17 protein-coding genes and 1 riboswitch are annotated in these 19,373 nt (G+C 57.1%); of the genes, 15 read left to right on the top strand and 2 right to left on the bottom strand.

What is annotated here, in order from left to right; all coding sequences use genetic code 11:
• The first annotated feature begins 56 nt into the window (after positions 1–56).
• Positions 57–1,091, top strand: a complete 1,035-nt coding sequence (locus GG681_RS11290; RefSeq protein ID WP_153548117.1) for a GlxA family transcriptional regulator — start codon at positions 57–59, stop codon at positions 1,089–1,091.
• A 109-nt stretch (positions 1,092–1,200) separates the two neighbouring features.
• On the opposite strand, the gene GG681_RS11285 is transcribed toward GG681_RS11290, so the two are convergent.
• Positions 1,201–2,250 carry an aldo/keto reductase gene (locus GG681_RS11285; protein ID WP_153548116.1) on the bottom strand — a complete coding sequence of 350 codons (1,050 nt, stop codon included), beginning with the start codon at positions 2,248–2,250 and terminating at the stop codon, positions 1,201–1,203.
• 159 nt (positions 2,251–2,409) lie between these two features.
• Between GG681_RS11285 and GG681_RS11280 the strand changes: the two genes are divergently transcribed.
• From GG681_RS11280 to GG681_RS11235, 10 genes are all read left to right on the top strand, one after another.
• A complete protein-coding gene (locus GG681_RS11280; protein WP_153548115.1) occupies positions 2,410–2,811 on the top strand; it encodes a rhodanese-like domain-containing protein in 402 nt (133 codons plus the stop codon).
• Between the two features lie 74 nt (positions 2,812–2,885).
• Positions 2,886–3,821, top strand: coding sequence for an AraC family transcriptional regulator (locus GG681_RS11275; RefSeq protein WP_153548114.1), 936 nt, complete (start codon positions 2,886–2,888; stop codon positions 3,819–3,821).
• A gap of 123 nt (positions 3,822–3,944) precedes the next feature.
• A complete protein-coding gene (locus tag GG681_RS11270; RefSeq protein WP_153548113.1) occupies positions 3,945–4,307 on the top strand; it encodes a hypothetical protein in 363 nt (120 codons plus the stop codon).
• 205 nt (positions 4,308–4,512) lie between these two features.
• Positions 4,513–4,992, top strand: a complete 480-nt coding sequence (locus tag GG681_RS11265) for a YHS domain-containing (seleno)protein (protein WP_328593355.1) — start codon at positions 4,513–4,515, stop codon at positions 4,990–4,992.
• A gap of 165 nt (positions 4,993–5,157) precedes the next feature.
• On the top strand, positions 5,158–6,876 hold the full coding sequence (metG, locus tag GG681_RS11260; RefSeq protein ID WP_153548112.1) for a methionine--tRNA ligase: 1,719 nt from the start codon (positions 5,158–5,160) through the stop codon (positions 6,874–6,876).
• A 223-nt stretch (positions 6,877–7,099) separates the two neighbouring features.
• Positions 7,100–7,264 (top strand): hemin uptake protein HemP, encoded by a 165-nt coding sequence (gene hemP / locus GG681_RS11255; RefSeq protein ID WP_153548319.1) that lies wholly within the window; start codon positions 7,100–7,102, stop codon positions 7,262–7,264.
• A gap of 89 nt (positions 7,265–7,353) precedes the next feature.
• Entirely contained in the window at positions 7,354–8,622 is a 1,269-nt protein-coding gene (locus tag GG681_RS11250; protein WP_153548111.1) for an imelysin family protein, read from the top strand.
• Positions 8,623–8,766: 144 nt separating this feature from the next.
• A complete protein-coding gene (locus tag GG681_RS11245) occupies positions 8,767–10,263 on the top strand; it encodes a di-heme oxidoreductase family protein (protein WP_153548318.1) in 1,497 nt (498 codons plus the stop codon).
• Positions 10,264–10,265: 2 nt separating this feature from the next.
• Complete coding sequence (locus GG681_RS11240) at positions 10,266–11,279, top strand: imelysin family protein (RefSeq protein WP_153548110.1); 1,014 nt, start codon at positions 10,266–10,268, stop codon at positions 11,277–11,279.
• Positions 11,280–11,291: 12 nt separating this feature from the next.
• Entirely contained in the window at positions 11,292–12,365 is a 1,074-nt protein-coding gene (locus GG681_RS11235) for a DUF1513 domain-containing protein (RefSeq protein WP_153548109.1), read from the top strand.
• Between the two features lie 109 nt (positions 12,366–12,474).
• Here GG681_RS11235 and cobO read toward each other — a convergent pair whose 3' ends face one another.
• On the bottom strand, positions 12,475–13,110 hold the full coding sequence (gene cobO, locus GG681_RS11230) for a cob(I)yrinic acid a,c-diamide adenosyltransferase (RefSeq protein WP_153548108.1): 636 nt from the start codon (positions 13,108–13,110) through the stop codon (positions 12,475–12,477).
• Positions 13,111–13,159: 49 nt separating this feature from the next.
• Positions 13,160–13,361, top strand: a riboswitch (cobalamin riboswitch).
• A gap of 105 nt (positions 13,362–13,466) precedes the next feature.
• On the opposite strand from cobO, the gene GG681_RS11225 reads away from it, so the two are divergent.
• Genes GG681_RS11225 through cobG form a run of 4 tightly spaced genes read left to right on the top strand, consistent with a single transcriptional unit; the run spans position 13,467 to position 19,372 of the window.
• Entirely contained in the window at positions 13,467–13,856 is a 390-nt protein-coding gene (locus tag GG681_RS11225) for a DUF1636 family protein (RefSeq protein ID WP_153548107.1), read from the top strand.
• A gap of 3 nt (positions 13,857–13,859) precedes the next feature.
• Positions 13,860–14,951 (top strand): cobalamin biosynthesis protein CobW, encoded by a 1,092-nt coding sequence (gene cobW / locus GG681_RS11220; RefSeq protein ID WP_153548106.1) that lies wholly within the window; start codon positions 13,860–13,862, stop codon positions 14,949–14,951.
• A 6-nt stretch (positions 14,952–14,957) separates the two neighbouring features.
• Positions 14,958–18,215, top strand: a complete 3,258-nt coding sequence (cobN, locus tag GG681_RS11215) for a cobaltochelatase subunit CobN (protein ID WP_153548105.1) — start codon at positions 14,958–14,960, stop codon at positions 18,213–18,215.
• Positions 18,212–19,372, top strand: coding sequence for a precorrin-3B synthase (gene cobG / locus GG681_RS11210; RefSeq protein WP_153548104.1), 1,161 nt, complete (start codon positions 18,212–18,214; stop codon positions 19,370–19,372). Before cobN ends, cobG begins: the two co-directional genes overlap by 4 nt.
• The last annotated feature ends 1 nt before the right edge of the window (position 19,373 follow it).

Below are 19,373 nucleotides of genomic sequence, written 5' to 3'. Positions count from 1 at the left end.
ATTCGCCTCTCCCGCAGCCTTGTCCACAAGAGTTAGCACAAAGCGAATCGTAGTTTATGAAATCCGCAATCAACATACTGCAGCCCGAAGCGCAGGCCCTGAATACCGCCGTTTTGGTGCTGGATGAAAGCAATACGCTGTCGTTTGCAGCCACCATTGATCCGATGCGTGCTGCCAATCGTCTGGCCGGGCGTCCGGTGTTTGACTGGGATTATGTCAGCGCCTCAGAAGAGCCGCCGATGCTCACAAGTGGCTTGATGGTGCCAAGCTTTCCGCTGGCGCGGCTAGAGCAATGCGACGCGCTGATTGTGATCGCGGGATTTCAGCTGGCACGTCATGCAACGCCAAGCCTGCTGTCTGGCCTGCAAAGGATTGCGCGCAGTGGCACAACCATGATCGGTGTCGATGGTGGCACCTGGCTGATGGCAGAAGCCGGGCTGTTGAACGACCATCCCGCAAGCCCCCACTGGGATACGCTGGAAAACTTCCAACAGCGCTTCCCCGAGATCAAAACCCAAAACGCATTCACCCGATCTGACGGTCGCCTGACCGCAGGCAGCGCCACGCAGGCCACCGCGATGATGCTGCATATCATCGGCGCGCGGCTGGGGTCCGGCTTTGCTGCCCGAATGGAAAGCGTCTTTGTTGAGCCAAGCGCACTGCCTGAGAGCGCAGAAAGCCCTGCCGCAGCTCGCGAAACCTCGCTGACGGCGCAGGCGCATGCGTTGATGGAAACCTCGCTGGCAGCGCCAATGCCGCTGAGCCAGATTGCCGACACATTGGGCACCAGCGCGCGCACCTTGCAGCAACAGTTCCGTCTGCGCCTGAACACCACACCGCAGGATCATTATCTACAGCTGCGCCTGGCTGAGGCACGCCGACTGGTGACAGAAACCAGCCTGCCCTTGATGGAGGTTGCCGAGGCCACGGGCTTTGGCTCGCAATCAAGCTTTGCCCGCGCCTTCCGCACCGCGCATGGGATTTCGGCGCGCGCCCTGCGTCAGGACAGCCCACGTCCACAAAATTCAAGCCTGCTGCCTGCAAGCCTGCGCAATCTCGCAGCCTCACAAAGCCAGCAAACACGCCACTGAATATGGCCAGGGCGGCAGCGCGCCGCGTCAGCGGCGCTTGGCCCAACGGGCGTGGGGATGCCCCGCATCCCCTAAGCCGGGCGGGAGAGCTTCCCCGTCCAGCCACTGATTAATAAGGCATCGGATGGGCGCGATGGGCCTGATCGATCTCGGCGCAGACTGCGTCGCTCAGGGTCAGATCCCGTCCGTCAAGAATATGCTGCAATTGCGTTTCCGTTGTTGCACCAAAGATGATCGAAGCCATAAACGGCCGGGTCTTACACCACGCCAGCGCCATATGGACCGGATCCAGATCATGGCGTTTGGCAATCTCCAGATAGGCATCCACCGCATCAAACACCCGATCTGTCACGCGGCCACCAAGGTTGGCCCCAATGGACATGCGGGACTTCTCTGGCACCGCGCCGTTTTGGTATTTCCCGGTCAAAAGCCCGGTTGCCAGCGGCGAATATGACAAAAGCCCCACGTCTTCATAGATGCTCAGCTCTGCCAGATCGGTATCGTACAGACGGCACAGCAGTGAATATTCGTTCTGGATCGACGCGACGCGCGGCAATCCGCGTTTCTCAGCCAGCTGCAGCCATTTGGCCGTGCCCCAGGCGCTTTCATTGCTCAGACCAAAGGCACGGATGTTTCCTTTATCTACTTGCTCTTGCAGCGCTTCGAGACAGGTTTCCAGATCCCCTTCAACATCACGCAGGCTCTGGCCCGAGTTCCACGGATCAAACGTCCAATTCTTGCGGAACATGTAGCTGCCGCGATTGGGCCAGTGGAATTGATAGAGATCGATATAGTCTGTCTGCAGACGACGCAGCGAGCCTTCGATTGTGGCGGCGATGCTGTCTTTGCTGATGGGGGCACCATCGCGCACGGCTTTCAGCCCTTCACCGGAGTGTTTGGTGGCCAGAACATACTCCGCGCGGCGACCTGTCTTTTTGTTCCAGCGGCCAATGATGGCTTCGCTGTCGCCAATTGTTTCCGCGCGCACCGGGTTTACCGGATACATTTCAGCGGTGTCGAGAAAGTTGATATCCGCCGCAAGCGCCATATCAATCTGACGATGGGCATCATCTTCATCGGTCTGCGTGCCAAAGGTCATTGTGCCCAGGCAATACTCCGACACCATGATATCCGTGCGGCCAAGAGAATTACGTTTCATAAAGAGGTCCCTGTCTGCAAGTTCTGCACCAACCTATGGCGCAATCGATATGTTGCAAGCATCTCTTACATTGCCGCCTCCGATTGCCCGCCAAAGTCAGAGAAAATTAAACCTCAGATTGTATTATGTAGGCCTCCACACCTGGAAACGGAGGTCTGCATGACGATTGAGCCGGGAAAGAGTTTTAGTGCGCTGGTTCAGGCTGCTGAGCAGGCGATCAGTTTTATTTCGGTTGCCGATGCGCGTGCGCAGCAACATGCAGAAGGCTGCGCCTTTATTGATCTGCGCCTGCTGCGTGAAATGGAAAAGACCGGCATCATTGCAGGCGCCACATCGTGCCCACGCGGCATGTTGGAGTTTTGGCTGGACCCCACAAGCCCTTATGCACGCGAGATTTTCACCCAGCCGCTGCGCTTTGTGTTTTATTGCGACAACGGCTGGCGTTCCGCGCTCAGCACTCAGCTTGCCCAGGACATGGGGCTACAGGATGTCACCTGCCTGAAAGGTGGACTGGATGCCTGGCTTGCCGCTGATGGCCCGGTGGAACCTTATCGCTGGTAGCCCTGCAGTTCAAAACAGATGACCAATCGTTCACGCCCATAGACGCCCAGCGCAGCCATGTGCAAGAAACAGGCATGATCGACACGCTCAGCGATATTTTCTCCAAGCTCTCGGTGCAGGGCACTCTATATTTTCGCACCAGTTTCTCTGGCCAATGGGGGGTGGCCGTGCCCGCGTTTGAAAATGTGGCCCGGTTTCATTTTGCTCATCGCGGCGATTGTGTGGTGCATCTGCCGGACAACGGGCGGGCAATACATCTTGCGCAGGGAGATCTGATGATCATTCCCCATGGCGCGCGCCATGATTTGATTTCAGACCGGACGCAGATGAAACGTGCGCTGCCCTTGGATCAGGTCTTACAGGACAGCGGCTACAAGGATGAAGGGCTGCTGCTCTATGGTTCTGACCAGGGTGACCGTGAAACCCAGCTGATTTGCGGTCATTTCTCCTTCGCTGCAAACACCCGCCATCTTCTGTTTGACCAGCTGCCGGATCATATCCATATCCCAAACTATGGTGAGGCGGCTGGGCGCTGGATGGAGGCCTCGCTGCGCATGATGGGGGAAGAAGCAGGTAAATCGCGCTTTGGCGGTGACTTGATTGCGCTGCGTCTATCTGAGGTCATCTTGGTTCAGGCCCTGCGCAGTTTCATTGAAGAGCATGGCCAGGATCATGTGGGGCTGGCAGGGTTTGCGGACCCCAAACTGGCCCGCGCACTGGCGGCGTTTCACCGACAGCCCGCAAACGATTGGACGGTTGAGGGGCTCGCACGCGAGGCAGGCCTGTCGCGCACAGGGTTTGCGGTGCAATTTGCCGAGAAGATGGGCATTCCGCCAATGCAATATCTGACCAGCTGGCGCATGCAGATCGCATGCATCTGGCTGGTGCGACATCGTGCCAGTATTTCCGAGGTAGCAGCACGCACGGGCTATTCCTCTGAATCTGCTTTCAGCCGCGTTTTCAAAAAGGAAATGGGCCAAAGCCCCGCTGCCTACCGCGCCAGCGCATAAATCCCCGTCCTGAACGATCCGTTTCATTCTGCGAACGCCTGGTGATGGGGCGCGCGCTAGGTCGTTCCTATTCTTTATGCTGCCCAATCAATTTGGACAGGCACAGTAGAAAGAGGAAATCCTATGTTGGTAAAATTCATCACCAAATCCATTCACGCCTATCTCGACTATCCGGTGGCGCTCACCCTGATGGTGGCCCCGTTTTTGCTCGGCCTGGGTGAAAGCCACGCTGCTGCCCTGTGGCTGTCGGTGGCGACCAGCACTGCTGCGTTTGTGCTCACAGTTCTCACCGATCATCATCTTGGGGTGTTTCGCGTTTTGCCATACTCTGTGCATCTCGCGGTAGATGGTGCGGTTGGCGCGTCTTTCCTGTTTGCCCCCATGGTGTTTGGGTTTGAAGGGCTGGACGCCTATTACTATTGGGCCAACGGGCTGGCGGTGGCAATCGTTGTTGGCCTGCACAAGGCGGAGCCCGAAGCCGTATAAATCCAGCAAGAGTAGACAACACAGCGCAAGGCGACGGCACCCAGTCGCCTTTTATATTGCGGCAAAACTTGCAGATCGTTCACTCACCCGCACTCAAAGTTCATCATCATTCGCACAGCATTGCGAAACATACAGACCGCTTTCAAATAGCTGCAGAGGGTCACACGCACCCTCCTCTAACCTCTAGTCAAAAGGACTTATTGCTATGATGAAACTTAGCCTTGCTACTTTGGGTGTTGTTGTCGCGCTTATCTCTGCGCCAGCGTTTGCGGCGGATGAGTATAACACGTCTGTTGGTCTGACCGCCGCAGGTGCACAGCTTGGCCTGCATGGGGTTGATCCGGTTGCGTTCATTGACACCGGCAAACCCAAAGAGGGCAGCGCGACACATACAACTGTGCACGACGGTGTTGCCTATTATTTCACCAGCGCCAAAACCCAGCAGAAGTTTGAAGCAAACCCGGCAGCCTATCTGCCGCAAAACGGTGGCTTCTGCACCTTCGGCGTCTCCGTTGGCAAAAAGTTCGACGGCGATCCTGAGTTTGCCGCGGTCATTGATGACAAGCTCTATGTCTTTTTGAACGAAGAGATCTTTGCAGCCTTTAACAAAGACCGCGCTGGCACCATCGCCAAGGCAGACAGCAACTGGAGCAAAATCCGCTCCACTGCGGTTGAGAAGCTCTAATCCAGGCGTCTCATATGTTCCTTACGACGACCCGGAAAATTCCGGGTCGTTTTTATTGCAGGGCTGTTTTCACCAAAACCACAGCAATCAGAGGCTTTGGCGGGCTTTCCCCGCCCGGCTGCTTCCTGTAGACGGTGCATCAACCTCGCATTCTGGATGGACCGCATGGCACGTATTCTCATCACTTCTGCACTGCCCTACATCAATGGGATCAAGCACCTTGGCAACCTTGTGGGCAGCCAATTGCCAGCTGATCTTTATGCCCGTTTCCAGCGTGGCATGGGCAATGAGGTGCTCTTTCTTTGCGCAACCGACGAACACGGCACGCCCGCCGAACTCGCCGCAGCCAAGGCCGACAAACCGGTGGCCGAATACTGCGCCGAAATGCATGAGGTTCAGGCCAAGATCGCCCAAGGCTTTGGCCTGTCGTTTGATCACTTTGGTCGCTCTTCCAGCACAGCCAACCATGAGCTGACCCAGCATTTTGCCGGTAAGCTGGCTGAGGCTGGCCTGATCTCCGAAGTTGCGGACCGTCAGATCTATTCCCATGCAGACGGGCGTTTCCTGCCCGACCGCTACGTTGAAGGCACCTGCCCGCGTTGTGATTATGACCGCGCCCGTGGCGACCAATGCGAAGAATGCACCAAGCAGCTTGACCCAACCGAGCTGATCAACCCACGTTCCGCGATTTCCGGGTCGACCGATCTGGAAGTGCGTGAAACCAAGCACCTGTTCCTGCGTCAGTCGCTGATGCGCGATCAGCTTGATGCCTGGATCGACAGCAAGACCGACTGGCCGGTGCTGACCACCTCTATCGCCAAAAAATGGCTGCATGACGGTGACGGGCTGCAGGACCGTGGCATCACCCGCGATCTGGACTGGGGGATTGAGGTCAAAAAAGGCGACGAGCCCTGGGAAGGTATGGAAGGCAAGGTCTTCTATGTCTGGTTTGATGCGCCGATCGAATACATCGCCTGCGCCAAGGAATGGGCCGAAGCCAACGGCAAGGCCGATAGCGAATGGGAGCGCTGGTGGCGCACCGACAAAGGCGCGGATGATGTGCGTTATGTACAGTTCATGGGCAAAGACAATGTGCCGTTCCACACGTTGTCTTTCCCGGCGACCCTGCTGGGGTCCGGCGAACCTTGGAAAATGGTCGACCACCTGAAATCCTTTAACTACCTGAACTATGATGGTGGTCAGTTCTCCACCAGCCTGGGGCGCGGTGTGTTTATGGATCAGGCGCTGGCGATCCTGCCGTCGGATTACTGGCGTTGGTGGCTGCTGTCACATGCACCGGAAAGTTCGGATTCGGAATTCACCTGGGAGAACTTCCAGCAGTCGGTGAACAAGGATCTGGCCGATGTTCTGGGCAACTTTGTCAGCCGTATCACCAAATTCTGCCGCTCCAAATTTGGCGAAGAAGTGCCCGCAGGTGGCGCATTCGGCGAACAGGAAGAGGCATTGATTGCGGATCTCACCACCCGTGTGCGCGCCTATGAAACCCATATGGAAGCCATGGATGTGCGCAAATCTGCGCAAGAGCTGCGCGCGATCTGGGTTGCAGGCAACGAGTATCTGCAATCTGCCGCGCCCTGGTCCACCTTCAAGACCGACCCAGAGCAGGCAGCAGCACAGGTGCGCCTCGGCCTGAACTTGATTCGTCTCTACGCTGTTCTCAGCGCGCCGTTCATTCCATCGGCGAGTGATTCCATGATGGCCGCACTGAATTCAGACGATTGGGCCTGGCCAACGGATGTTGCTGCCTTCCTCAATGCCCTGCCTGCGGGTCACGCCTTTAGCGTACCTGATGTGCTTTTTGCAAAGATCTCTGATGAGCAACGCGAAGAGTGGCAGGCCTCATTTGCAGGAAAACGCGACTAGCAGTCACGCCAAAACTGAAATTTCAAAAGCGCCCTTCTGGGGCGCTTTTTTTATTTGTATTTCAGTCAGATAAAAACTGACTAAAAAAGTCGGATTGACATTTCTGACAAAACGAGTCAGAAAAGCTCATCCAGCCAGCCTGACACTATGGGCAAGCCCGGAGTCAGGAGATTGGATAGGGCCGGACACCATGGCCGATAAAACAGCGTTGGGTATAAAAGAGATGAACCAGATCAGCACACCTACAGTTACAACCGCAACCGAAGTCTTCCCCACCTTCTACGCAGAAGATCTGACAAAGGGTGGAAATCAGGCGCGTATTTTGCTGAACGGCCAAGTTTATAGCCTGCGTATTACGCGTGCTGGCAAGTTGATCCTCACCAAGTAATTGGCCCCTGGTCGCTGTTCAGGCCAGACGAATAGTTTGACGCCGCGCCGCGGCGTTTTACCTTTTTAACAAACTCAAATGAGCTAGATATGATCTCCAAATTTTTGCGTGGCTCCGCCGTTACCGCATTGACCCTGACCGCCACAACTTCCCTGGCTGTTGAAAAAGAAGCTGTTCTGACCACCTATGCAGATATTGCTCTGGCGACTTATGAGGACAGCCTGACCACAGCGCAGACCCTGCAAAACGCCGTAAACGCGTTTGTTGCAGCGCCTTCGGCTGAAAACCTGCAAGCCGCCCGCGCAGCTTGGCTGGCATCCCGCGTGCCTTACCAGCAGTCCGAAGTCTACCGTTTCGGCAATGCGATCGTTGACGACTGGGAAGGCAAAGTAAACGCTTGGCCCTTGGACGAAGGTCTGATCGATTATGTTGACGCATCCTACGGCGGCCCAAGCGATGAGAACGCACTTGCAGCGCTGAACATTGTTGCAAACCCCGCGTTCAAACTGTCGGGCAAAGAGATCAACGCAGCAAAAATCACCCCCACCCTGCTGGAAGAAACCCTGCACGAAGCAGACGGCGTTGAAGCAAACGTCGCAACCGGCTACCACGCGATTGAGTTCCTGCTTTGGGGTCAAGATCTTAAAGGCACCGAGCACGGCGCAGGCGACCGCCCCTGGAGCGATTTTGCCAAAGGTGACGCATGCACAAACGGCAACTGTGACCGCCGCGCCGAATACCTGACGGCAGCAACCGACCTGCTGGTATCCGACCTGGAATGGATGGTTGCACAATGGGCTGATACAGGTGCCGCACGTACCAACCTGTTCGCTGATGAAGCCGCAGGTATCACAGCAATGCTGACCGGCATGGGCTCGCTGTCTTATGGTGAAACCGCAGGGGAGCGTATGCGCCTTGGCGTGATGCTGAACGATCCCGAAGAAGAGCATGACTGCTTCTCTGACAACACCCACAACAGCCACTATTACGATGGTCTTGGCGTACAAAACGTCTACCTCGGTGAGTATGTGCGTGTGAACGGTGAGCTGGTCTCTGGCCCGTCGCTGTCTGATCTGGTTGCGGAAACCGACGCCGCTCTGGATGCAGAAATCCTGACCAAACTGTCCCAGACCATGCTGGCACTTGGCCGCATCAAACTGGCTGCAGAATCCGGTTTCTCTTATGACCAGATGCTGGCATCCGGCGACGCCAAAGGCGAAGCGCTGATTATGGGTGGTGTCAACGGTCTGATCGAACAGACCCGTTCGTTTGAGCGCGCGGTTTCTGCGCTGAAACTGGCAAGTGTCGAATTTGAAGGCTCTGACTCGCTGGACAACCCAAGCGCCGTCTTCGAATAATAGAAAAGACCTGGATCAGGCGGGGAGACGCCTCGCCTGATCCAATTTACATACAAACATCTGCTTTACGGCGACGAACATATGACTGGTTCAGGCATTTTACCCCAGACCACCCGCGTGTCCGCACTTACACTGGCATCCTTGATGATTGTGCACCCCGTTTTGGCCCTGGATTGGCCAGCTTCCGTTTTTAACGATCCCCATCTAAACACTGTTGCCCGCACCACGGCAGAACAGGCGCGCATCCGTAAAGTCGTCGCTGCGACGACGGACTTTAGCATAGCAGAACAATTTGAGGCGCGCCCGGCCGGGGCCGCCACCACACGCGCGCGCAAAAACCGCGATGCGTTTTCACAACACAGCGCCAATCTGAGCTTTGAACAGGAGCTGGAATTCAAACTGGGCAATGCGCTGTTTGACAAGATCTGGGTGTTTTCGCCTGCATCAACCCGCGCTTCCGATGGTCTTGGCCCGCTGCACAATGCGCGCTCTTGCCAGCGCTGCCACCTGAAAGATGGTCGTGGCCATACGCCACAAACGCCAGATGACACCGCCGTTTCCATGTTTCTGCGTGTTTCAGTGCCCGGCCCCTCCCCTGCGCATATGGCTGAAATAAAAGACTATATCGGCGACGCGCCCGAACCCACCTATGGGCGACAGCTGCAAGATTTCTCGCCTCCCACGCTTGCCCCGGAATACCGGCTCGATATCACCTATGAGGAAATCGAGGTCGCGCTTGCGGGTGGTGAAACCGCAAGCCTGCGCAAACCAACCTACAAAGCTGCGGATCTGGGCTATGGCCCGATGCACAAAGACACGATGTTTTCCCCGCGTGTTGCGCCGCCAATGATCGGGCTTGGCCTGCTCGAAGCGATCCCTGCCGTGGACATTTTAGCCCGCGCCGATGAAAACGATGCTGATGGCAATGGGATCTCTGGCAAGGCCAATCTGGTCTGGTCCGAAGAGTATCAACAGGTAATGCTGGGGCGGTTTGGCCTGAAGGCTGGCAGCCCAACCATGCACGAACAATCGGCCTCGGCATTTTCTGGCGATATTGGCATCTCGACGCCGCTGTTTCCTGCCCATTGGGGCGAATGTACTGTGGCGCAGATCGGCTGCCGTAATCAGCCACATGGCGATGACATCGAACGCGGCACAGAGATTGATCAGAAAAACATGGATCTGGTCACGTTTTATAGCAGCAACCTGGCGGTTCCAGCGCGGCGCAATATGGACGCGCCCGAGGTGCTGCGCGGTAAAGAACAGTTCTATACGGCTGGCTGTACCAGCTGTCACACACCCAAATTTGTCACCCATCGGCTGAATGATCGGGATGAGCATAGTTTCCAGCTGATCTGGCCCTATTCGGACCTTTTGCTGCACGACATGGGTGAAGGGCTTGCCGATCACCGCCCCGAAGCCCGCGCCGATGGCTATGAATGGCGCACGCCCCCCCTGTGGGGGCTTGGCTATACCAAACAGGTGTCGCCTATTGCCGGGTTCCTTCATGATGGCCGCGCCCGCACCATTTTGGAAGCAATCCTATGGCATGGCGGTGAAGCCCAAGCCGCGCGCGATACCGTAGTGGATATGTCACCACAGGAGCGCGGCGATCTGATTTCTTTCCTTGAAAGCCTCTGAGCATGCGATTTTTTCTCACCCTGCCTTTTGTTGCCTGCCTTGTCAGTGCCGCGCACTCCGATGAGCTGGCTGATCCTCTGACCAATGACATCGTGACCACGCAGATCCTTCCGGCGTTCACCGCCCTGTCAGATACAGCCGATGCATTTGCGGCAAACGCGCCGGAGAAGTGCCACTCAGACCCAGAGGCATTTAAAAAAAGCTACGGCAGTACCTTTGATGCCTGGATCCGTGCGAGCCACTGGCGTTTTGGTCCAACTGAAACGGATGCGCGCGGGTTCTCCCTTGCGTTTTGGCCAGACAATCGTGGCCGTATCGCAAAATCCGTAAACGGGGTGCTGCGCAGCGAAAACCGCAAGATATTGGAAGATGGCGCTTTTGCTCAGTTTTCCGTGGCGGGCAAAGGGTTTTACGCATTGGATCACCTGTTGTTTGATGAGGCTGCGCAAAACCTGGCCTCCGCAGACTATCGCTGTGATCTGGCTAGTGCGATGGCGGTTGATATCGCCGCAACCGCGCAAGCCATCAAAGACGATTGGCAGCAGAATTTTACAGCCCTGATGCAAGCCCCATCGCGGCGCTATCAAAGCACCAGCGAAGCCCATCAGGAATTGTTCAAAGCGCTTGGAACTGGGCTGCAGATCATTGATGAGCTGCGTCTGGCCCGCCCGCTTGGCAGCTTTGACGCACCCCGCCCCCGCCGTGCTGAGGCCTGGCGTTCGGGACGCTCACAGCGCCATGTCATTTTGTCACTCGAGGCGCTTGCGCCGCTCGCCCACCGTTTATCGGCGGACGCGCCAGAGCTGCAGTTGCGACTGGATGCAGCCTTTGGCCGCAGCTTAAAACGCGCCCGCGCGCTGGATGACCCGACCTTTGCCGGCGTCTCGGATCCGCAGAGCCGCATTCGGATTGAGGCGCTGAAACAGAGCGTCGTGGATCTGCGCAATCTGGTTACAACCGAGCTTGGCCCCCGCCTGGGTGTGGACGCAGGGTTCAACTCGCTTGATGGCGATTGAGGAGATCTTGTGATGACATCTCGTCGTGGGTTTCTGGCCGGGCTGCTTGCCAGTGCTGCCGCCCCCCATGCCAGCTGGGCCGATGTGGGCTTTCCCGATTTTGTCACCGCAGGTCTTGAGCCTGATGGGCAATATATTCTTGCAGGGTTAAACCAGCGCGGAGCTGTGCTGTTTCGCCATTCTCTGCCCGGTCGTGGCCATGCGGCCACCTCCCATCCGCACCGTCCCGAAGTCATTGCCTTTGCCCGCCGCCCAGGGCGATTTGCCGATGTGCTGGATTGTCGGACAGGTGCGCATCTACTGCGATTAACACCACCGGATGGGCATCATTTTTACGGCCACGGCTGTTTTTCAGCCGATGGAAGCAAGCTTTTCACCACCGAAAATGATTATGAAAACGCGAGGGGCGTAATCGGGGTCTGGGATGGGATCACCTATCAGCGCCTTGGCAGCTTTGCCTCTGGAGGCATTGGCCCGCATGATATGCTGCGCCACCCAGATGGCTATCTGGTGGTGGCCAATGGCGGTATTGAAACCCACCCCGACAGTGGCCGCGCCAAGCTGAACCTCCCAACAATGCTGCCAAGGCTCAGCTATCTGAGTTTTGCAGGTGACCTTCTAGAACAGGTTGAATTGCCCAAAGACTTGCACCTGAACTCCATTCGCCATCTGGCTGTGTCACAGGATGGATCTGTTGGATTTGCCATGCAATGGCAGGGAGATCTGGGCGAGCTTGCCCCAATCGTGGGGCTGCACCGGCGCGGATCGCAGGTACGCTTGCTGGCGGATGGCGATCCACGGGTGCGCAATCTCAATGGCTATGGCGGCTCGATTGCGTTTTCCCCGGATGGGCTGTTTGTGGCAGTCTCATCCCCCCGCGGGAATCGGCTTCAAATCATGAACGTCGAAAGCGGTGAGTTAACCCGTGAGTTTGAAATCAATGATGTCTGCGGGCTTTCGACCACTGCACGCGGCTGGATTGCCACAACAGGTGAGGGAAAACTCTACACGCTGAGCATGACAGGGCAAAAACTACAGACAACCGCAGATACCGCCTGGGACAATCATCTGATCCGCGCCAGTTGAAACGGGGGGAGCCGCGCACAGCCGCCTGGCGATATAATCGCCAGGCGGCTGTGCGCGGCCCTTGGCCTGACCTTTGGTCAGGCCAGCAGGGCTTCGCCCTGCCAACAGGTTAAAATTCAACACCTTTTTGCGCCTTGATACCCGCACGGAAAGGATGTTTGATCTGCCCCATCTCGGTAACCAGATCGGCAATTTCAATCAGTTCTTCCTTTGCATTCCGCCCTGTCAGAACCACATGTGTCATTGCTGGTTTATGTTCGACCAAGAATTCCAGCACCTCATTGAGGTCGAGATATTCATAGCGCAGCGCAATATTGATCTCATCGAGCAGCACCATGGTGTTGCGTTCATCCAAGATCATTTCCTTGGCCTTTTCCCAGCCTTTTCGCGCAGCGGCGATATCGCGTGCTTTGTCCTGGGTTTCCCAAGTAAAGCCCTCGCCCATCGCATAAAAATGGCAAAGGTCGCTGAAGTTTTCTTCGATCAGCGTGCGTTCGCCAGTCGCCCAGGCGCCTTTGATGAACTGCACCACCGCGCAGGGCATCTTATGGGCGATGCAACGCATGATCATGCCAAAACCGGAGCTGGATTTCCCTTTTCCAGGCCCGGTGTGAACAATAATCAGGCCTTTTTCGCCATCTTTTGTCTTCATCATCTTGTCACGCGCGACCTTCTTTTTGGCCATTTTGGACGCGTGGCGGGCCGCCTCTTCTTCAGATATCTCGTTTCCAGGCTTGTCACTCATGCTATACCCTCCTGCATTGAGCCATGTCTTGACAAGGAAGCCCCCAATAGCGCAAGGGATTTATGTTGGTTCCCGGGATCTTCCGGGTGAAGAGGGAATGTGATGGGCTTTGAGCCCCAAAGCAGCCGCCCCCGCGACCGTGACCGGATGAGATTTCCGTACACCACTGGGCCGAGCCCGGGAAGGTTGGAAGTCAATGCCACTAGGCAACATCTGGAAGCCGGGAGACCTGCCAGCAGCATACAACGGGCAGACGGGGTGATCTGCAACCGGTTCCGGACAGCTGTTCACGCTGTCCCGCTGGCTCCCCCTGTTTATCCGAACACCGAAATAGAACTGTAGGGAATGAAGTGTAGATGGTTGAAAATGTGAAACTTTCTGAGGTCACGCTGACCGTCTGTACAACGTGTCGCCGTGAAGGTGTTGACCCCGAGGCCCCGCGCCCCGGTGCCCGCCTTTTGGACAAGCTCAATGGCGCAGACCTTCCCGCAGGTGTTGCGATACAGGGGGTTGAATGCCTGTCTGCCTGCGGCCGTGGTTGCGCCATGGTGCTAAGCGGCGGTTCTGAGCGCTGGACATATATTTATGGCGATATGGACCCCAACACTCATCTCGAAGAGATTCTTGATGGTCTCAAAGCCTATACAGAAACCACCGATGGCCTGGTGCCCTGGCGTCAACGCCCTCAGAGCTTTCGCAAACAGACCATTGCCCGTATTCCCCCGATCAAACGTCCTGAGGCCTGATTCATGACCACCTTGAACAAAATTCCCGTTACCGTTGTCACCGGCTTTCTTGGCGCAGGCAAAACCACCTTGATCCGCCATCTGATGCAAAACCCGCAAGGCAAGCGTCTGGCGGTTGTGGTGAACGAGTTTGGCACTGCAGGCGTGGATGGCGACATCCTGAAATCCTGCGCGGATGAAAACTGCCCGGCCGAAAACATCATGGAACTTGCCAACGGCTGTATCTGCTGCACGGTTGCGGATGATTTCATTCCCACCATCGAAAGCCTGATGGCGTTGCCCGATGCACCAGAACATATCGTTATTGAAACCTCGGGCCTGGCGCTGCCGAAACCGCTGCTCAAAGCCTTTGACTGGCCCGCGATCCGTTCGCGTATAACCGTTGATGGTGTGATTGCGCTGGCGGATGCTGAAGCCGTTGCAAAAGGCCAGTTCGCAACCGATCTGGACGCGGTTCAAGCCCAGCGTGAAGCCGATGAAGGCATTGATCACGAAACGCCGCTGTCTGAGCTTTTCAAGGATCAGATCTCCTGCGCCGATATCATCTTGCTGTCAAAAGCGGATCTGGCGGGCGAAGATGGCGTCGCCGCTGCGCGCAAGGTGATTGAAAACGAAGCCCCGCGTGAATTGCCCATTCTTGCAATGACCGAAGGCGTTATTGATCCGCGCGTGGTGCTTGGCATTGAAGCCGCTGCCGAAGATGATCTTGAAGCACGCCCGTCGCAACATGAGCACCACCATCATCATCACGACCATGACCATGACCATGACCATGACCATGACCATGATCACCATCATGATCACAGCCATGACGATTTTGAGAGCATTGTGGTCGAAATGGGCGAAGTATCAGATCCGGAAGACCTGCAAGATCGTATTGTGAAGATGGCTCGGGAGCGCAAAATCCTGCGCGTCAAAGGCTATGTTGCTGTTGAAGGAAAACCGATGCGGATGCTGGTTCAAGCTGTGGGCGAGCGTCTGCGTGCGCAATATGATCAACCCTGGGGCGCACAAGACCGCAAAACCCAATTGGTGGTGATTGCAGAGCATGACAATATCGACATTGCTGGCATTCACGCTGATCTAGGGGCGTAAACCACAATGCATGTCGTCTTCCGCGAAAGCCACGGATTAGAAGAAAGTGACACTCCACAAGATCTGGGGCAAACGCCTGCGGATCTGATTGTTTTGTCATTTTCAGACAGCGATCTTGGCGCTTTTGCCGCCGGATGGCGGCGTGCTGAACACCAAAAAGAGGGCAGCCTGCCCTCTTTACGACTGGCCAATCTGGTGGCGCTGAAACATCCGCTTTCGGTTGATGTCTATGCGGAACAGACGCTTGAAGGTGCAAAGGGTATTCTGGTGCGCCTCATTGGTGGGGAAAGCTACTGGTCCTATGGGCTGGCCACTTTGCAGGATCTGGCCCGGCGCAAGGGTATTGCGCTGGCGATCCTGCCGGCAGATGGGCGTGAAGATCCCCGCCTTGATGAGCTTTCCACTCTGCCCGTTTCGACCCTACGACGCCTGCAGCATCTTTGTGATGCTGGTGGCGCGGTGGCGGCACAGGCGGCGCTGGCACAGTTTTCATTGGCTGCTGGTCTGTATGCAGGCCCAGTGAGAGGTGCCAAATCCATGCCGGAGCAGGGATTTTACGATCCCGATCTTGGCGTGGTGGACTGTCCTGACCCCGCGGGCAAACCATTGGTTCTGGTTACATTCTACCGCTCCTATCTAACATCTGCCGATACCGCACCAGTGGAAGCATTGATCGCAGAGTTCCGCGCCCGTGGTTATGCGGCCTTTGGCGCCTTTGCGCCAAGCCTTAAAACACCTGCGGCAACCACATGGCTGCACCAGACACTGCCAGCGCTTGCGCCAGTGGCCATTGTCAATGCAACTGCATTTTCCGCGCAGGGGCGCGATGGCAGCGCATCACCGCTCTCAACCACGGGATGTCCGGTGTTTCAGGTCGCGCTTTCGACCGCTCGGCGCAAGGATTGGGCGGGTGCAGATCGCGGCCTGTCTCCGGCGGATCTGGCCATGCATGTGGTGCTGCCCGAAGTTGATGGACGTATCTTTGCTGGCGTCATCAGTTTCAAAGCACCGGGCAAACAGGATCCTGACCTGCAATATTCGCGCTTTGCCCACCGTGCGCACCCGGATCGTATTCGCGCCGTGGTCGACCGCATCACCGGCCAGCTCGCATTGGCAGGAAAACCCAATCACGACAAACATCTGGCGCTGGTGGTTTCGACCTATCCGGGGCGCGATCACAATCTGGCCCATGCGGTCGGTTTGGATGCCCTCGCGTCCTGTGACACCATTCTCGAAACACTTGCAGCACAAGGCTATGCGGTAGACGGTCTTGAACACGCGGGTCTGCGCTTGATGGAAGACACCATCGAGCTGCCCCTTGCGCAGTATATCTCTGCTCTTGAGAAGCTACCGCAAAGCCTGCGCGATGATCTTGCGGCTGCATGGGGCGAACCGGGCGAAGACCCGGATTGTGATGGCACCTCTTTTCGCTTTCGCGCGCTGAAGGCTGGCAATGCAATACTGGCGCTGCAGCCCGAACGCGGCGAAGTCAAAAGCCGCGTCGATGATTACCACGATCTCGACCGCACCCCGCGTCACGCCTATGTGGCGTTTTATCTCTGGCTGCAGTCTGAGGTCGATGCGGTGGTACACATCGGTGCCCACGGCACATTGGAATGGTTGCCCGGCAAAGCGGTTGCCCTATCAGATGAATGCTGGCCCGAGGCGCTGATTGGCAAGCTGCCCGTGATCTATCCCTTTATTGTCAATGACCCAGGCGAAGCCGCACAGGCCAAACGCCGCATTGCCGGTGTCACCATCGGTCACCTGCCGCCGCCGCTTGCACAGACCAAGCTGCCCGAAGGTATGGGACGGTTGGAAAGCCTGTTGGATGAATACTCCACCGCAGATGGGCTGGACCCTGCGCGCCGGGATCGATTGATCGATGATATCCGCGCCGAGGCACAAGGCACCGGTGTTGAGGCAGATCTGGGACTGACCACCGACAGTTCAGCCGCAGAGGCAATCACCCGGATCGACAGTTTTGTCTGTGATATCAAAGAAAGCCAATATGGCGAGGGTCTCCACATATTTGGCAGGGGTGAATGCGGCGACAATGAACGCGCGGGGCTGATCAAAGCCTTGAACGGCGCGCTGGTTGCACCCGGCCCATCGGGATCGCCCTATCGTGGGCGGGCTGATGTTTTGCCCACGGGGCGCAACCTCTTTACCACCGATCCACGCGCGGTGCCGTCGCGCGCGGCGCAGGCGCAAGGGGTCAAATTGGCGGAAGAGCTGCTGCGCCGCCACCTGCAAGATCATGGCGACTGGCCCAAGGGTCTGGTGATTGATCTCTGGGGCTCGGCCACTATGCGCACCGCCGGCGAAGAATTTGCTATGGCGCTGCATCTGGCAGGGCTTGCGCCCAAATGGGACGATGGATCTGAGCGGGTTTCAGGCTTTGAAGTGATCCCGCTTGCGTTGCTGGGACGCCCCCGCATTGATGTGACCTTGCGGGTTTCCGGCCTGTTTCGCGATGTTTTTCCAGGGTTGGCGCAGATGTTTGAAACCGCCGCGGCCGCGTTAGCAAACCGTGAAGAAAGCAACACTGACAATCCCTACCTCACCCAAACACCACGTGTTTTCGGCCCCCGCCCTGGCCAATATGGCCTCTCCATGGGAGCGCATCTGGATGACTATTCACCAGCTGCACGCGCCGCGGCGGGTGAAGCTTGGCTTGCCGCCTCTTCACATGCGATTGATGCCAAAGGCGACATTCACGACGCCCGCGACGCGCTTGAGCTGCGCTTGAAATCCGCCGACAGCTTTGTGCATTTGCAGGATCTGCCGGAAACCGATGTTCTGGTGGCCTCAGACTATGCCGCCCACGAGGCTGGTTTTGCCGCTGCCATGGCGCGACTCGGACAAAACGCACCGGCGCTTTATCACATGGACGCCACCAAGTTTGACAAGCCACAGGCCCGTGCACTCAGCGAAGAGATTGCCCGCGTTACCCGTGCCCGCGCGGCAAATCCCGACTGGATCACGTCGATGATGGCGCATGATTTCCGGGGCGCGGCCGAAATTGCAGCAACACTGGATCATATGGCGGCATTTGCGCATTTGGCTCAGGCGGTGCCTGCGCATCTGTTTGACCTTTATTTTGATGCCACATTGGGGCGCGACGATCTGGTCAAATTCATGGAACAGGCCAATCCAGCAGCGCTTCAGGCTATGCGAGATCGCTTCCGCGCGCTCCATGATGCGGGATTGTGGCAGACACGACGAAACTCTATCATGTCGCAATTGGAGGCCGCTGAATGAGTTCGCCGGGTACAGATACCCCCAAAGTCTATGGCTGGTGCCCGGGGGCCTTGCGCCCGATGGCGTCGGGTGATGGGCTTGTGGTGCGTATCCGTGCCCCGTTTGGGCGCCTTTCACAAGATCAGATGCGCGGTGTTGCCAGCCTGTCAGATCGGTTTGGCAATGGTCTGCTGGATCTTTCTGCGCGGGCAAATCTGCAAATGCGCGGCATCGACGCCAGCAATCACGCAGCGCTCATTGACGGCCTACGCGATCTGGACCTTGTCGATGAAACCACCGCAAGCGAAGCGCGACGCAATATTATCATGACGCCGTTCTGGCAGAAAGATGATGCCTCGCATCGTATCGCCCATCGTCTGAGAAACGCGCTTGCCAAGGCCGAAGATCTTGTCTTGCCCGGAAAATTTGGATTTGCAATCGACGCGGGTGGGACACCTGTTTTACAACAAAGCGCCGCAGATATCCGTATCGAGCGCGGCGCGCAGGGTCTCATTCTGGTTGCCGATGGCGCAGAAAACGGCCAGCCCATCACCGAAGAAAACGCAGCCGACGCGGCCGTTGAACTGGCGCGCTGGTTTCTGGAGCAAGGCGGCGCGCCCAACGGTCGTGGCCGGATGCACCAGCTCATTGCGCGCCGCACGCAGCCCGAAACCTTTGTCGCCAACCGGGTTCAAAACTCCATTGCCCCCCTGCCCGGTCCAGCCGAAAACGGACAGTTGGTTGCACTGGAGTTCGGCCAGATCCCCGCACGCACCCTTACAGATCTGGCAGAGTTTGGCGCAATCCGCCTCACCCCGTGGCGCATGTTTCTGCTGGAAAGCACTACAGAGATACCCGCGCTGCCCGGCCTGATCCTTGACGCAGGGGATCCACGCCTGCATGTGATCGCCTGCACCGGCGCGCCCGGTTGCCTGCAGGCGCATGCGCAAACCCGCGCTTTGGCAGGACAGCTTGCGACACATGTTCCCGCCGGGCTCACATTACATGTATCTGGTTGCGCCAAAGGCTGCGCCCATCCAAAAGCTGCAGATATCACCTTGGTCGCTCGCAGCGCTGACACATTCGATCTGATCACCAATGGCTCAGCCAATGATCAGCCCCTGACACCCGGTCTCAGCGCAGATGCGCTTGCCAAGACCTTGAATTCCGCACCCTGAG

Source organism: Tritonibacter aquimaris, assembly GCF_009617595.1.
Taxonomy (GTDB): domain Bacteria; phylum Pseudomonadota; class Alphaproteobacteria; order Rhodobacterales; family Rhodobacteraceae; genus Epibacterium; species Epibacterium aquimaris.
Note: the sequence above shows the minus strand (reverse complement) of the source record. Positions and strands in the feature narration are given on the sequence as shown.

Excerpts from the sequence above, each read along its gene's own strand:
- GG681_RS11235 (WP_153548109.1), top strand. The coding sequence starts at position 11,292 with ATGACATCTCGTCGTGGGTTTCTGGCCGGGCTGCTTGCCAGTGCTGCC.
- GG681_RS11240 (WP_153548110.1), top strand. The coding sequence starts at position 10,266 with ATGCGATTTTTTCTCACCCTGCCTTTTGTTGCCTGCCTTGTCAGTGCC.
- GG681_RS11275 (WP_153548114.1), top strand. The coding sequence starts at position 2,886 with ATGATCGACACGCTCAGCGATATTTTCTCCAAGCTCTCGGTGCAGGGC.
- GG681_RS11225 (WP_153548107.1), top strand. The coding sequence starts at position 13,467 with ATGGTTGAAAATGTGAAACTTTCTGAGGTCACGCTGACCGTCTGTACA.
- GG681_RS11290 (WP_153548117.1), top strand. The coding sequence starts at position 57 with ATGAAATCCGCAATCAACATACTGCAGCCCGAAGCGCAGGCCCTGAAT.
- GG681_RS11285 (WP_153548116.1), bottom strand. The coding sequence starts at position 2,250 with ATGAAACGTAATTCTCTTGGCCGCACGGATATCATGGTGTCGGAGTAT.
- GG681_RS11250 (WP_153548111.1), top strand. The coding sequence starts at position 7,354 with ATGATCTCCAAATTTTTGCGTGGCTCCGCCGTTACCGCATTGACCCTG.
- metG (WP_153548112.1), top strand. The coding sequence starts at position 5,158 with ATGGCACGTATTCTCATCACTTCTGCACTGCCCTACATCAATGGGATC.
- cobO (WP_153548108.1), bottom strand. The coding sequence starts at position 13,110 with ATGAGTGACAAGCCTGGAAACGAGATATCTGAAGAAGAGGCGGCCCGC.
- GG681_RS11270 (WP_153548113.1), top strand. The coding sequence starts at position 3,945 with ATGTTGGTAAAATTCATCACCAAATCCATTCACGCCTATCTCGACTAT.
- cobN (WP_153548105.1), top strand. The coding sequence starts at position 14,958 with ATGCATGTCGTCTTCCGCGAAAGCCACGGATTAGAAGAAAGTGACACT.
- cobW (WP_153548106.1), top strand. The coding sequence starts at position 13,860 with ATGACCACCTTGAACAAAATTCCCGTTACCGTTGTCACCGGCTTTCTT.
- GG681_RS11265 (WP_328593355.1), top strand. The coding sequence starts at position 4,513 with ATGATGAAACTTAGCCTTGCTACTTTGGGTGTTGTTGTCGCGCTTATC.
- GG681_RS11245 (WP_153548318.1), top strand. The coding sequence starts at position 8,767 with ATGATTGTGCACCCCGTTTTGGCCCTGGATTGGCCAGCTTCCGTTTTT.
- GG681_RS11280 (WP_153548115.1), top strand. The coding sequence starts at position 2,410 with ATGACGATTGAGCCGGGAAAGAGTTTTAGTGCGCTGGTTCAGGCTGCT.
- hemP (WP_153548319.1), top strand. The coding sequence starts at position 7,100 with ATGAACCAGATCAGCACACCTACAGTTACAACCGCAACCGAAGTCTTC.
- cobG (WP_153548104.1), top strand. The coding sequence starts at position 18,212 with ATGAGTTCGCCGGGTACAGATACCCCCAAAGTCTATGGCTGGTGCCCG.